Source organism: Desulfurococcus sp., from assembly GCF_038881575.1.
In the GTDB taxonomy this organism is placed as follows: Archaea; Thermoproteota; Thermoprotei_A; order Sulfolobales; family Desulfurococcaceae; genus Desulfurococcus.
In genome coordinates this window covers 1-14,131 of sequence record NZ_JAVZPN010000012.1, presented here as the reverse complement: position 1 = coordinate 14,131, position 14,131 = coordinate 1, and the positions used below count along the sequence as shown (strand labels likewise).

The 14,131-nt window shown below is 45.0% G+C and carries 9 protein-coding genes and 1 tRNA gene; 9 read left to right on the top strand and 1 reads right to left on the bottom strand.

Annotation, left to right across the window (positions count from 1 at the left end; translation table 11 throughout):
* Positions 1–73: 73 nt before the first annotated feature.
* From QXV08_RS08535 to QXV08_RS08525, 3 genes are all read left to right on the top strand, one after another.
* Positions 74–160, top strand: a tRNA-Ser gene (locus QXV08_RS08535).
* Between the two features lie 251 nt (positions 161–411).
* Entirely contained in the window at positions 412–2,889 is a 2,478-nt protein-coding gene (locus QXV08_RS08530) for a protein NO VEIN domain-containing protein (protein WP_342821521.1), read from the top strand.
* Positions 2,890–3,374: 485 nt separating this feature from the next.
* Complete coding sequence (locus QXV08_RS08525) at positions 3,375–3,512, top strand: hypothetical protein (RefSeq protein ID WP_342785458.1); 138 nt, start codon at positions 3,375–3,377, stop codon at positions 3,510–3,512.
* A gap of 943 nt (positions 3,513–4,455) precedes the next feature.
* On the opposite strand, the gene QXV08_RS08520 is transcribed toward QXV08_RS08525, so the two are convergent.
* A complete protein-coding gene (locus tag QXV08_RS08520) occupies positions 4,456–5,781 on the bottom strand; it encodes a glycerol dehydrogenase (RefSeq protein WP_342785460.1) in 1,326 nt (441 codons plus the stop codon).
* 1,277 nt (positions 5,782–7,058) lie between these two features.
* On the opposite strand from QXV08_RS08520, the gene QXV08_RS08515 reads away from it, so the two are divergent.
* The 6 genes from QXV08_RS08515 to cas3 all read left to right on the top strand — a co-directional run bounded on the left by QXV08_RS08515 (position 7,059) and on the right by cas3 (position 13,424).
* The gene (locus QXV08_RS08515) at positions 7,059–8,345 is read left to right on the top strand and encodes a hypothetical protein (protein WP_342821520.1); all 1,287 of its coding nucleotides are present in this window, start codon (positions 7,059–7,061) and stop codon (positions 8,343–8,345) included.
* Positions 8,342–8,836, top strand: a complete 495-nt coding sequence (locus QXV08_RS08510) for a hypothetical protein (protein WP_342821519.1) — start codon at positions 8,342–8,344, stop codon at positions 8,834–8,836. The genes QXV08_RS08515 and QXV08_RS08510 overlap by 4 nt, the downstream gene beginning before the upstream one ends.
* Positions 8,823–9,980 carry a hypothetical protein gene (locus QXV08_RS08505; protein WP_342821518.1) on the top strand — a complete coding sequence of 386 codons (1,158 nt, stop codon included), beginning with the start codon at positions 8,823–8,825 and terminating at the stop codon, positions 9,978–9,980. Before QXV08_RS08510 ends, QXV08_RS08505 begins: the two co-directional genes overlap by 14 nt.
* Positions 9,981–10,124: 144 nt before the next feature.
* Positions 10,125–10,955 carry a hypothetical protein gene (locus QXV08_RS08500; protein WP_342821517.1) on the top strand — a complete coding sequence of 277 codons (831 nt, stop codon included), beginning with the start codon at positions 10,125–10,127 and terminating at the stop codon, positions 10,953–10,955.
* 2 nt (positions 10,956–10,957) lie between these two features.
* On the top strand, positions 10,958–11,800 hold the full coding sequence (locus tag QXV08_RS08495) for a hypothetical protein (protein ID WP_342821516.1): 843 nt from the start codon (positions 10,958–10,960) through the stop codon (positions 11,798–11,800).
* A gap of 7 nt (positions 11,801–11,807) precedes the next feature.
* Positions 11,808–13,424 (top strand): CRISPR-associated helicase Cas3', encoded by a 1,617-nt coding sequence (gene cas3, locus QXV08_RS08490; RefSeq protein ID WP_342821515.1) that lies wholly within the window; start codon positions 11,808–11,810, stop codon positions 13,422–13,424.
* The last annotated feature ends 707 nt before the right edge of the window (positions 13,425–14,131 follow it).

The following is a 14,131-nucleotide window of genomic DNA, read 5'->3' as shown; positions in this document are numbered from 1 at the left end:
GGCTCATTCACGGATGATTTTTAAAGAAAATCTAAAACATTTATAAATTTCCCAACTGATCATTTGTGGATGAGCCGGGGTCGCCTAGCCTGGTAGGGCGCCGGCCTGCTAAGCCGGTGGGGGAAACCCCGCGCGGGTTCAAATCCCGCCCCCGGCGCCACTCCCGTGCGTAGTGATAGTTCATAAATCGTTTTTTCAGACCCTACGCATACACCATGAAACGATTAACTAATATTGCTGTATGATAATACGGAGATAATTCTAAGTGTGGCTGTGAAGGATTAGTACGATGGGTACGTACTGGAGATAATAAGGACGTGGAGACATGATGAAGCGCACAGAATTGGTAAGAGGGGGAACATTGAATCTCAAAGGTTTATGGTCGTAAGTCAACTAATCAGCAAACCTAACGTGCACGTTATAATGTTAACTGCAACTCCTCATAGGGGGAAGGCTGAGGACTACGTTGAGCGCCTAAAGCTAGTAGACCCTTTTATCAAGGTAGATTCGCAAGAGCTGGATGATGAGAAGTTCTATAGGTTATGCATGGGCTCAATAATTTTCAGGAGAACGAAGCTGGACGTGAACGAAGTTTACGAAGGAGCTAGGATATTTACGGACTGTAAGTTTAAGGCTAGAGTCGTAAAGGCGTCAGAGGAAGAAGAAAGTTTTCATAGAGAGCTAATAGAGTTCCTACGAGCAAAGCTCCTCCAGTACTACGACAGGGTTGGTGAAGAACCTAAGGCCCTGCCATTGCTATTGGCCCTTATTGCTAAGAGAGCTTCATCGAGCCCGAGAGCCGCGATAATAATACTTGACAGGATAATTCAGCGTAGGGCTGAGCGAATTAATGCCCTAGAGTCTAGGGACCTTCATGCAGTAGAGGTGGACCTGGACGATGAGGCGAGTCTCGTAGCTGATGTGCTCTTAGGCTACTCATTTGAGGAAGGCGGTTTGTACGAGGATGAAAGAGAAGAGAGAATTGATGCTGATGAACTGCTAAAAAGATTCACGGAGAGAAGCAGCATCTTACTTGAGGACGAGGACATCAAGAAGCTTAAGAGGCTCCACAATTTAGCTGGAAAAATCCTTGGCGGAAGTGACTTCAGACTAGCTTCCTTAGTAAACGTCGTTAACAACCACCTGAAAAATGGCGAGAAAGTAGTAATCTTCACAGAGTTCAAGGACACCGCCGAGTATGTATTCAATGAGCTGAAGAAGAGGTTGCATGAGTCCTTCGCCGACAAGATCGCCATGATAACCTCAGAGGAGATAAAGCCTCCCGCTAAGCTTGGTCTACATTCAAAGAAGTACGATATAGAAGACGTTAAGAAGTGGTTGAAGAACGGTGACGTCCTCCTCTTAGTATCAACTGATGTTGCTTCTGAGGGCTTAAATCTTCAAGTAGCTAACGTAGTCGTTCACTACGAGCCAACGTGGAGTCCAGTCAAGATAGTTCAGAGGTTAGGCCGCGTCTGGAGGTTAGGCCAGAAGAAGAACGTAACTAGTTACAGCTTACTATTGTCCGTTGAAAGCGACGTGGCCGCTTTAGAGATACTATATGCAAAGCTTCTTTCATGGATGGTCTCGGGAATTGAGAGGAAAGTCCTGATAGGCGAAGAGCTAGAGATGGACATGTTACCGAGGGATAAGGCAGTATGTGACCTCCTTCAAATACCCTTAACTACTGAAAAGGGAAGGCCACAGTATAGTGAGTTTAAAGCTTGGATCGAGTTCATAGCTGGTGGAAAGGATAGGTTAAGGAGTTACGTGAAGGAGATAGTGACAGCACTGATGAGATTAAGAGAGCAAGTGGAACGTCTAGGCTTGAAAGGTATAGAGGAGGTAAAGGTGGAGAAATTTCTTAGTGAGGGGCTCGGAGGTCTCTATGGAGATGAAGCTAAGAGATTGCTTACTCACCTGCTTAAGCTAGTAGCCAGGTTTTCCGGCTATGAAGTTGAGGAAAGGAGTACAGGGATATTCGTCAAGGGAGCCCACATGACTGGGCTTAAGGACTTGCTAGACTTTTGGAAAGCTACTGAGTCTCTACTAAGAGATGTTGAGGAAAGAGCTCCAATAGTGTTGGTGGCCAACATGCCCGACCATGAGGACTTCCGAAACTTAAAGGAACTCCATCTCTATGAAGTGACGGTACATTTAGATAAGAAACCAACTTTCTCAGAAACCGCGGGCTTAGCCGTCAAAGAGGATGGAAGCACGGAAATCCTTAGGGGCCTATCTTTGTTCAAGCTCTTCCTCAAACTTATGGATAACGTTGTCGGTGTTGGCGATGTTTTCTGGAGTAAAGATGAATACATAGATATGGCGAGAACAGCCCTTCTGTATGTCTACTATGATAGAATCGTGAACGAATATGTTGGGTACATCAAAGAAATTGAGAGACTCTTCGGTCATATACATTCAGGTTGGTTACCAGGAGGAAGAGATTCTGTTACGCAGTACGTTTCAGCTTCGCAGAGACTGTTGGGAGTAATAGTATCTGCTGGAGAAGTTGGTCAAGCTGCACCTCCGGATGTCGTGGAGGAAGTTGAGAAGAAGGCTATGGAGTACGCAATGGAGTTTGAGCGAAGGAATCAAAGGGTCCCTGAGGATGTAAGTAAGAAGGAGCACTATGACATTAGAAGCGTGGACCCTAGGACTGGCGAGATAAGGTTTATCGAAGTTAAGGGCCGCTCGCCTATAGATGTTGCTGTTGAGCTGACAGAGACAGAGTATGAGTACGGAAAGAGGATTGGCAATAACTATTGGCTCTATGTAGTCTACTGCTTCTCAACTGGTAGTCCAAGGCTACTAGCGATAAGAGATCCGGTAAACAAGGCTAAGTGGAGAACAGTAGAGGTCAAAAAGTATCGGCTTGTAGGAGTATGAGCCTATGCCCCTACAGAAAGAGTTCGAAATCGATAGAGTTAGATAAAGGTTTATGGAGGCCTAAACGAGATAGGCGGGAACTGTATTGTTTTCGAAGAAGGAAGTAGAAAAGTAATTTTCGATAATGGAGTGGGGTTCTAGCTCTTAAGAAGGTTTTATGGCGGTAAGATAGAACCAAGGACCTAAAGAATTATGCTCTCTCAGTATAGTTCCGCCAGTAGATGCTTTCCAAGAGGCACAAGCCCTCTACATTTCCTACTTACACTTAGATCATATTTGGGCTTTTAAGCTTGATTCCGCCCACATTGAGAGTTAAAGTTCCTAGCATGAGGGTCTTATCGGTGCCCAAAGCCATGAGAACATCGAGAAGCTCGGGGATACTGCGATCAAAGATATAGATATGCAAGTTACAAGAATATTTGGATTACCGAGGGAAATAGCTGATGCCTCTAAAGCCCTCTCTAAAACCATGATGGAGGGAAGATTTGCAGGAGCTCGTGAAGCTAAACCAGAAGCTATTAGAGGAAACAACAAGGGTTGAGTTACTTAGGAAAACAACGAAGCAGAGGAATGAAGCATCTGGGCAAAAACGCGTAACGCTAGATAGGTTCACTTGGAAGTAGGATTGCGAGAGCGAGAGACTGCTCCCGACGTCTCGGCTCCGCTTTACTTCTTGAAAGACGCATCTAGCTGACGCCGGCTTCGCATTCGAGTCGACCTCGGGGTAAGCTATATGTATTTTAACCAAAAAGCCCTACTCGTAGGGCTAAGCTTCATGCGTATCCAGGAGGTTGCTTCCCGACGATCCCTTCTCTCCTCTGTAGTTTACCCACCACGGAGTGGCATAGCACCGCGTTGTTGTACTGCTGATAATGGAGATAAATGGTCTTAAAGTTATTACCGTAAATGAGTCGTACATTATTCACTATATTCGACGTAGTTTCCCCGCTCGAAGAATACTCGCTCGAAAGCTATATCAAATGGTTTGAAGTTAGAAGAAATCTTTTGTGGTACCTCGCTGATCTTCTCATACCTCATGTGCTTTTCTGGTTTTCTTTCAAGTAATAGAGCCTAACTCGAGAAGGAGGATAGTAGAGCTTTTATCTCGTTCGGGAGCACTTAATCTAATTTTTACCACAGGGTGCTCCCCCGGGTCTATATCTATCCCATTCTTAGAGCAATAGTATTCGTAGAGGTTTAATACGCCTCCGTTAGTCTCAAATGTTCTCGCTCACCTTCTTCCAGATGAAGCCGCTTTCTCCGTAGGGGACTAACACAGTTGAGTCTATTAGTTCCTGTAGGTTAACTATAGCTATTTCCATTGTTATTTAGAGAACTGATAATAAATTAATCTTGAAAAGATCAAGAACGCGGTTAAAATTATTAAAACAATAACCTATTAATGTACTAGCTATGGTTGTGATTACTCAATTCGAGGTTAAGAAGGTAAAACAGAATTTCGATTAAAAGGGTTTAATAATTTTATATTTATCGTAATAAAAAACTATAGTATGTTTATCTAAATTTTACTCTTATTTTTTGAAACATTCTTTTATTAGAACTACTTTAGCGTTTAAAAGTTCTTCTAGGCACCGTTTTCGCTACTTCTCTTCCTATAGCGTCTACAACTCTAAATGCTTTAGCGAGAACCTCGGGTTGTATGCTGTAGTACTTATTATGTATTGTTTCTCCAGGTGCTAATGCTTTTTGAGCTACATGCAAAAGCTCTTCTTCGGTTACATCTTCGAGCCCTATTTCGCTAAGATTTATCGGTAACCCTATCCTATGCCCGAACTTCATCATCTCTATTATTTCGCTGTGCGTGTATCCATCTAAAAGCATTTCCGTAAGCATCCCAAAGAATACTAGTTCTCCGTGATATGCACGGATTTTCTCTTCTAAAACTGTAAAACCGTTATATATAGAGTGTGCAGCTGCTAAGCCTCCACATTCAAAAGCTATTTGGCTTAACAACGTTGTTGCTTCTACAACTGCTTCTAAAGCTGGCGTAACTACCTTCTTTTCTACGCTTTCTATGGCTTCTTCGCTGTAGTTAAAAATAGTTTCAACCATAAGCTTTTGAACAGCTACAGCTAGCATTGGGGCTTTTCCATGCAAAGGTTTAATAAGGAGATTGGGTTTACCTACTCTGAGCACCGAAGGTACCTCAGTATACTTTCCTAACGCATCGCCTATCCCGCAAGCTAGGAACCTTGGCGGTGTTTCAGCTATGACCTTTGTATCAACAACAACAGCATCCGCTGCTCTAGGGTAAAACCTATATTCCTTAAACTTATGATCGCATGTGTAGATAACGCTTACAGAGCTGCAAGGGGCATCTGTAGAAGCTATGGTAGGCACTATGAATAGCTTTGAGCTTAGTTTATAAGCAACGTCCTTAGCAGTATCTATTGCTTTACCGCCCCCAACTCCAACAACTCCATTACACCCACTTTCTTTAGCAATAGCGGTAAGCCTACTTATCTCCTCATCACATGTCTCAGGACCGCAAGGTGTTACACCAAACAACTCCTTAACATACTCAACACCCGCATCATTAAGAGAATTAAAAAGCCCGTGCCTCTCAATAACATCCATAACAATTTTATCAGCAAATACAAGAACTTTGCTAACCCCATAGTTTTTGACCATATCACCGAAATACTTCAAAACTCCTGGACCTTGAATATACCTTGAAGGACCACCATAGACCTTGATATCGGGTTGAACATATAGGTATTTATGCTCACTAATATACATAAATCCCCCTAAATACAATGAATATAAAATAAGGTATATAAGGTAATCGTTGTACAAAAGTTTTAAAATTATTATTATTTTAAAAAAAATATTACTAGAAGTATATAATTCCGATATATTTACTACTAACAAAGTATTACTTTATGTAAGAACTTTTTGATATAAATGCAACATTTCCTTTACCTTTATATTACAATACACAGAGATTCTCTACAGTTAATAAACGTAGTTCTTTGAATATAAATTCATCAAGCATTACACTTTTGTTTTTTTCATGCAGTAAATGTCTATACTGATCTACTGTTACCAAATTCTATATATGTAATTAGCTAGACTTCCAATAGCTATTCCATCGCAGAGTGATTCGCTTGAGTATGTTCTAGTGTTAGCGCTAATGTAGCCTGCTAGCTCCTATACGTCTACATCTACGTCAACTATGTAGAGATGTCGCTCATCAGTGCCTTTGCTCCACAGCATTCTTCTACCAACACATTTAGGGCGTATCCATTGCTTCGGAGGTAGTTCCTTAACGCGAGTCTTATATAGGGCTCAAGTATAGTTTGCTTACGTCTTTCCACGAATTTTTCTCGCCTCACTAGACGACAATGTTGTCTCTCCTACTCGAATGCCCTGTTTTTGAAGAACTCCTACAAAGTAGTCAACAGGCTCTCTATTAGAGAACACCAGAAATACACTGACCTCTCTTTCAAATCCCTCGACAACGAAGAAACGAAGTGCTTCGACGCGAATTTATCTAAGGAATACGCGAGTCTGCGAACCCATTCCCTCGCAGGTGATCAGTTCATTTGGAATGGTCAACCTAGTGCATCTCAGGTCGATTGTTCTACTCAGTATCACAGAGATGGGGCTGTTCGATTTCAACGCGTTAAGCTCAAGCAATGTCCTCACGCATCAGGAGCACCTTGCTACTTACCCGCTGGAATCTGCTGATCCTATAAAGCGTAAGTAGAGCGAAGAGGATTTCTATGAGCACCATTCTCATACCCTCCGCAAGCACAGCTACCACCTCATCTTTTTTCTGCTCTTAGAGAGACCTCAGCACAACTATCGCTTCATCATAAAATCTGGTCTCAGAAACCTCTTCATCGACGATCCTGGCACCTATACTCCGAACGATTTCCTTGAGCACCTTCACAGCATTCTTAACCTTCCTGACCTCGAACCCCTTACCTGTCTCGAGTAGACAAGCATAACAACGTCCAATATCTACACCGACTTCAATATTCTTCTATTGGAAGTTATTCGTCGAATTCTGCTATAATTATTACTAATTTCATTATTCATTTCCAATGTTACCACCAATAGTAAAAATTATATATTTCCTCTTCTAATAATTTCTAGTAGTGTTAGATTAAAGGAGAAGAAAACAGGAAAAATGGTGTCTTGGCTTGAGCCTGGGTGCTGTACTCTATGGTGTCCCTGTGTACAGGGAGAGCAGCAATACGCATTCGGTTAAGGTACCGCTGGTAAAAATCCACCTCTATAACGACATTGTTGCAAATGCGTACAATTACCTAGTCTATAAGTTCTCCCAGTATGCGTACCTCCGGAGAGGCTTTATTGTCAGGAACTACGACCCTTCCTCGGGGACTATAGATGTAGAGGTTCCGGAGGAAACTCACCAAGAGGGTAAAAGCGTTGAGGACGATGTGCAAAGCCTTTTCAGGGAGTTCCTTCAGCAGTACTTCTTGCCAAGGCTTACCGATAGAATTCGCAGGGCTAAGCTCGACGACCTGCTATCAGTGTTCTACCTGAGATGGAAACCACGTGGAAAACAGACAGGGCTTGCCTCTTTGATTCTACCTCTGAAGTATGTGGAGCCGTACGTTAAGATCGTTGAAGCTCTCCAACCAAAGAAAGAAAAGAAGAGCGTTGAAGCCTCATCAAAAAATAAGGAGAAGAACACCTCGAGCAAGTGGGCTATACAGAGGGGAAGCGTTGAATCCTTCTTACTCAAGAAGAAGGATATACTTGAAAGGGTCCAGGCGCTTAGGAGCAAGGGGTTGGGAGACGACGACTTAGTCGTTGTAGAGAAGGATGGAGGCGTGAGGCATCTCAAGATAATTGAACTCCAGGAACAGCTTGAGAGCCCCCCGAACTTCGGGGAGGATTTGAAGTTTGTAAGTAGAGCTATGAAATGTTGCTACTGCGGATCGAAGATAGAAGGATTGAGCTTTTCGGCTACTGGCAGACTCGGAGTCGGTAGGTACAGGCTTCCGCAGGAAGGCAGGACAGATCTATCAAATGAAGCGAGGATATGTCCTAGATGTGTTCTCGTGTCGATGTACTACATCCTCGAGGGCGGTGAGAAGACACTGACGTATACGCTCAACGGTTTGCTGAGCGTGATCATGGTTGGAGACATGATTTCCAGAGGCACAACTGTGGATCTCGCAATCGGTTTGGGAAAACACATGGAGGAAAGACCTACTGAGTGGACTGCTTCGATGGTTATGAACAGCGCCTTCGGAGAAGAGAGAGCGAAAGTCTATGTGGAGAGCTTAGACGAAGTAGCAATCGAGAGGCTCGCTCTCCTTGTATACGCATTCCCCCGGGCTCTGAAAAACAAGAACGTGCAACGGATACTCATCAACTACTTGCGCTCGGACTTCTCTAGCTTCATTTCTTACTTAGTCTACATCTTGAAGCAATCAAAAAAGGGGGGAATGGTATGAGCTACGTATCTAAAGAAATATCCAAGTATATAACCCCACAACTCTATAAGGAGACGGAGCTAAGGGTAGCGTACACTATAGCGTTGATAGCTGAAGGTTTGGTTTATCAACTAAATCAGGCCGGGGCAGATAGATATACGCTCAGAAAGTTCGCTGATACCCTCAGTACAGGTGGGCTGTCGACTGCGTTGGTCTATGCTCTCCAGAGGCTCCCAAGCTCTTTTTCCGCCGTCGCATTGTCTAAATTCATCGACAGGTCAGTGGTTAAGGGAGTACTCGACGAGTACGGCTTTAATTACAAAGAGGAGGAAGGCATTATATATGTCTACTTAAGCGGCATCATACCTGCTGAAATAAGGATCCTTGAAGACCGCGGAAAAAGGATCTTTGCTAAGGCATCTGAGCTACTAATGATATTGTCATCGGATATCGCCTTCAAGGAAGAGGGCGAAGAAAAGCAGTCGGAAGGTGAGACCGTTGCCCAGAGCTAACGAGAAGAAAGAAAGCAGACAGGCAAAAAAAAGCAGTGAAAAGAAGATAAATCTGTTTGTTAGCCATGTTGACGATAGCATATTCGCCAGCAGTAAGCTAGTCAACATGGCCATATACGCCGTGCTGGAGGCTCCACAGGAGCTGTACTTCGGCAGCCACAGCGAGAGGAACCTGAATGTATTAGAGAAGGTCTTACTACGGGTAGAGGGCGGTGAGGGAGAAAATAGGAGGTACATTGACGTAGAGAAGCCTTACTACAGTCCAACCAAGCAAAGAGGTGTAGAGAGGAGGGCTATAGCCTACTCTATTGTGAAGACGAACAGCGGGGAGCTCAAACCTTACTACAAGTACTTCAACCTGAGCATAGATGTTACAAAGACCTACAAAAATGGGCAACCGGATCCAAGGGATGTGTTAACCTACGTGTGGGGAGCCACATGGACTGAACCTACAATGTACCTGCGGGGCAGAGTAGGTTACGGAGGGGGAGTAGCTATACAGCCGAGACAAGTGCTCTCCAAGCTGAGGAATAGAGTCGAGTACAGACTGTACGATCAGGTAACGAAGCAGGAAAGCGAGGAATCGGAGGAGACAGCTCAGATGATATGGAGCAAGGAGTATGTTGAACCGCACATACTCATACCGGTTTACCGTAGCTACATGCTGCTCGGCGTTGATAACATGGAGCCACATGCGGTAGCTTACGCATTCCTGGAGGGGCTTAGATTAGCCGGAGCGGGAACCCCTAAGGGGATGAGCATTCTGGAATCCTACTGGTTGGGAGACAATGCTAAGGAGAAAACCGTCGTAGTTGATGTAGGTACATCGCTGCTTCCAGAGCCAGTGGTGATCTCGCCAGCGATTCCATCCATTCAAGAGGCTTTAGATGAGATAAGAAGGAAGGCTCTCAGCGTCCATGACAAGATTCTACACGACTACAGCGACCCAGGCCAAGTATTCGACAAAGCCGTAAACAACAGGTACTACAGACTCATTGGCAACACAGCATACAACTTCCTGAGGGATCTGGCAGAGAAGTTCATTGAAGACTACTTGATGAAGATAGAGGAGCTAGAGATACCGAGAGTCAAGAAGATGAGAGAGAAGATGGCGGAAGAGGAGCAGGAAGAGGGGCAAGGATAGAGGTAGGGGGTTTTGAAGCTCTATAAGCTAAAGGTTCTTTTTCTATCTCAATCTTTTCTTCCGGTATCCTCAATCCGTGAGCATTGGACTGTCACTCACACACACATACCACCCTCAACGTTCTCTGGCCTTCTCCTGAGAGCTGTGCTGTTCGCGGTTGACCCTAAGAACATATACGGAGACTACATACCCTGCAGAATTGGGAAAGGACTGCTTCTAAGGCTTAGGGATATGCATGCTGAATGGTTCCTCGCCGAAAGAGGTGAAGAAGGTGAAGAAGGAGCTAGACCGCCGTACCTTGAGTACCACTTCAGAGCTGCATCCCTCGGAGCCTACGACGAAACAACCCTGTCGGGTAACCTTTCCCAGTGGGGATATATAGAGAAGTACTGGAACACATTAAAATACATAGATAATAGACCGGAGAACCTCCAAGCACCGTTCTTCGTTGGGATAAAGACCTGGTTCTTCGCAGCAGCTGACGGTACTAAAATACCTCTATCCGATAATGAGAGCAGGAACTTCATGACCTACGATGTGGTCAAAGTCAGGTTCGATTTCCCTATATCGCACATCTATGGATTTGTCCTTGTTGACGACGCCAGGTTCGAGTCAGCAATGGAGAAGCTTTTCGATGGGTGGTTTGTGGATAAATCGAGGCTTAAGACTCTAGTAGCCGTGAAGCTTGATGACGTGCTTGTACCAACAACTGAATGGAGCAGAGAGCTATTCGTTATACCGTTTATTAGAAGACCACGCAAACCGGCTGGGGCGATGGTCTCGAGCCTCATCTCCAGGGAAGCATTAATTGGGAGGAAGCGGGATGGTTCCGTTGAAAAAAAGGTTCTACATATAGAAAAGCCTGAAGACGTAGACCCAGACGATAAGCTTCTATTCAAAGGAAGGGACGGCTTTCTATACGCTGTCGACAAGTCTTGGCTTGAGTACATGGAGCTCGCTGGGAGAGGCGGATAAACTTGAGATCGATTGCTAGAGCCGTGGTTAGGAGCAAGATAGCAGACGAGAGCTATGAAGCTGTTGCCGTCGAGTTAGGCAGTCACCAGAAAGCCGTAGCCAAAATAGTAGAGGTTCTCTTCGCAGAATCCGAGCTGGTTAAAAGCGTAGCCCTAAGGCATGACAAGTACAAACCGGCTACAATGAGGGCTGAAGGATCTAAAGAAGAACTAACAGTTGGATTCAGAGGTCACCCGTACATGCTCTCATTCTCTGACTTCGAGGACGTGGAGGTTAGCAACGACAGACGTCCCAGCGTAGTAGATGTAGCGGTTGCAACGGCTATCGGAAGGCTACACCACTTCATCAACATCAGAGACGTTGACAGCTTCGTATATACCATGGCTTTAGTGAAGTCCTACCTAGGATCGCGAGGGGCATACGTGAAGCTGAGCGAGCTGAAGAATAAAGTGCTTCGGGGTCTGCTCATTCTACACATCGGAGATATGATTGCCGGGTTCGTAGAGCAAGCTCTGCTAAAAAACACCGGTGATGTGGATATCTACGACATGGAGTCGCTGGAGACCATTGAGCCCCACATACCACTCGCGACGGCTATTACCTTTGCTGGTGATAGGGTTGAGCTACGGATAACACTACACGGTCTAAGCGATGTCCTCCGCAGGGAGGTACTCGAGAACGGTACATCGTTCGAGCTCGAGTACCCGGTCTACAAAGGCACTCTTCGCATTCTAGGCGAGAGCGGAAGAGCGGATTTCAAGGATGAGTCCAGCACACTAAGGGTTGTCCACACTAAAGTCATTCATAAGCGTAGAGTAATCATGGATAAAATTGGGGGGAGGTGAAGTAAGTTTGCTTAAGTCCAACAAAGATGAATATAAAGAGTTCTTCAAGCTTTTGACCGGGTTTGAACCACGTGACTGGCAGGTAGAGGCAGCGGAAAAACTGTTCGGGCTAGAGAAAACAGGGGGTGTTCTGATCCTCAGAGCTGGGACGGGTAGCGGTAAGACTGAGGCCTCGGTCCTTCCTGGCTTATTCCTCAGCAAGCAGGTCATCATTGTAGAGCCCTACAGAGCGCTGATCGAGGACATGGTGGTGAGATTCGAAAAATATCTCGCGAAGCTATCGAAAATCCTCGACGTGGGATATACCCTTGGGGTGGACTTCGGCGGTAGGCACTACATCTACGAATGCGCCAAGAATGAATGCAGGGAGAGAAATACTAAGAAGCCCTTCGGAGCAGACGTGCTGATAACAACAATCGATGAAATGGTCTATAGGATCCTCTCTATAGGGACCCCCAGGAAGGCGAGCCTATACACCTCTGTAGTTAGGAGCAGTAGACCTGTGGTCTTCTTCGATGAAGCGCACTCCTATACGAACGAAGCCTTCAACCCGATGGTAACCCTAGTGCACCTAACTGCATCCCTCTCTATGTACGCTCCAGTCGTCATCGCCACCGCAACCCTACCCAAGAGCGTTGAGGAGCACCTGCAGCTAGTGGCTAAGAGGAACGGTATTAGCTTAATCAAGGTTGATGCTCCCGAGCCGGAGAAGAAGCCTCCGAAGGCACGCGTCGAGCTGGACCTCAGAGAGTCCATAGCTGAGGAAGAGCTTATCAGCTTTTTAGCCGCGCACGTCGATAAGTACGTAAGTAAAGGATTCCGCAAGATCCTAGTGAGGGTAGTCAAACCGGAGACAGCCTACTCAGTGTACACTGAGCTGTTAAAACACACAATTCAAGATTATAGTGTTGGAGTGCTCCATGGTAGGATGCCTATATATGATAGAGAGAAGGTATACAGAACGGTTAGAAATGACGTAATTAAAGACAAGAAAGTGATACTGGTGTCGACTTCAGTTATAGAGGCTGGTGTAGACCTAGACTTCGATGCAGGGGTCCTCGAGCTAACGCCATATAGAAGCCTGGAACAGACCATGGGGAGGGTGAACAGAAGATATGCGAAGAATAACTCCGAGGTGACGATAGTGAACACTCTAGACAGTACGTGGATGATAATGGAGGAGTTGAAATACCTCGGAGAGCTTAGAAAACTGCTCGGAGAGCTGGGGAGCTGGGTCGAGTGGGATAGAGATCTATCGCCGAAGCTGAAGGAGGTAGATGAGAGGTACACAAAGGATAAACTGTCAATAGCCAACCTTGTTGATGCCTACAGCAGCCCTTACTCCAGGATTCTAGCAGTCTCGCTTTACTCACTTTTCCACTTAGAAGGAACTTTTTTCGAACACCTGCTAGCCCTATCCAAGACGGAATACGAGACAAGAGGCACGCTAGACATAGAGGTAGAGGTTGAAGGAGAGCCAGGTAACGTGCTAAGGATACCGTACTCGACAGCAAAGGAATTCGGCTTAGACTCAACGAAGACGGTTCCCAAGAAGCTCTTAGTAGACCACAGCTACGTGAGGAGTGAGGGAAAGATAGAAGCCAGAGGTTTTATATCCGCATGAATTTTTAAGGAAATCTAAAATGTGAGGATACACTTAGGACCCAACACCCGACTCTCAAACTTGAAATTTATTTTCTGAGAGGTGGACAAAAACCTTTAAATCTTTCACTAGAGCCCAATTATGGGAAGCAATAAAAAAGACTGAAGGCAAAGATGTAAAAGTCAACAACATAGGTAATCAATTTACTGAATTACAGCTTCGCTCCGTCGGGGCAGGTATGTGCATGGGTTTGGGAGTTTTTTGTTATATGTGTTTTTCTTGGAATATGAGGAGGCTTTCTTCTAGGTTTTTGGAGAAGGTATTGTGATCATAGTTTCTGTCTATTTCCTTGTTTAGTCTGAATGGTTGGGAGGTGCTGCTCCTAACCGCTTTAGGATCAAGCCAGCTGGAAGCTATTCATGAACCATTGAGAATGAGGAGGCCGCATGAAAGAAGCAGAACAACCTTGATCTTGAACGGGAACCCTAGAGCGTTGGAACTGGACGCCATGAGCATTTAGAGAATAATCATAGATAATGCTTAGCAGGAAAAAGGTAGCTGTTAAGATTTATAACTGCATATATTAGGATATAGCTGGGGTTACCCCTTGGGTAACTGGTATAAAGCTCTACTTGAGGTGTGCCTAGTCTCCCTAATTCTAGCTTTTGCATCTTGGCTCCTAGAGGCTTATTTAAGCGGCATATTCCTTGGTTTCAGCTTCAAGGCAT